1 protein-coding gene is annotated in these 507 nt (G+C 48.3%); it reads right to left on the bottom strand.

Annotated elements, in window-relative coordinates; all coding sequences use genetic code 11:
* On the bottom strand, positions 1 to 488 hold a 488-nt coding region (locus DVK01_RS22725; protein ID WP_233562842.1), incomplete at its 3' end, for a hypothetical protein.
* Positions 489 to 507 lie beyond the last annotated feature (19 nt).

Raw genomic sequence — 507 nt, 5'->3', positions numbered from 1 at the left:
TCTGTACCCGGGTAGGATGTAGCTCGAACCGGCACACCAGCGTAATTTCTTTTGTCTATATTAGACTTTAGAGCGTGTTCTCGCGACCGCCTCACATACTCCTCCGCAGACATTAGTTCTGCCGTATCTATGGTAGTCATCTCTTCGCTGAAAACATACTGGGTATCGAAGTTTGAGTGCTTGTCAACCACCTCGCAATACAGATCGAATTGCGCGTCAGGTTCGCCTTCGACTTCTGCCAATTCGGATTCTGGAACCGTACTTGCTGCTAACAGTGCCACGTCCGGATTCACGAGGCCAAGATCATCTCCCAACCGGAAGGATAAATCAATAATTGGGATATCCCACTTGGACTCGAGGTGCTCTTTCAGCCAATCGGCGAATGCATAGGCTGCGTTTCGATGCACCCGATCAGGGAGATCCTGCTGATGAACTTCTCCGGCTAAATATCTGTCAAGAGGTTGGTGAAATCTGAATTCATCACGCAATTCTGAAAACGACGAATTT

Origin of the sequence: Haloarcula sp. Atlit-120R, from assembly GCF_003665885.1 — an archaeon.
GTDB lineage: Archaea > Halobacteriota > Halobacteria > Halobacteriales > Haloarculaceae > Haloarcula > Haloarcula taiwanensis.
The sequence above is the reverse complement of the archived record's forward strand: the minus strand, read 5'-3'. Positions and strand labels throughout refer to the sequence as shown.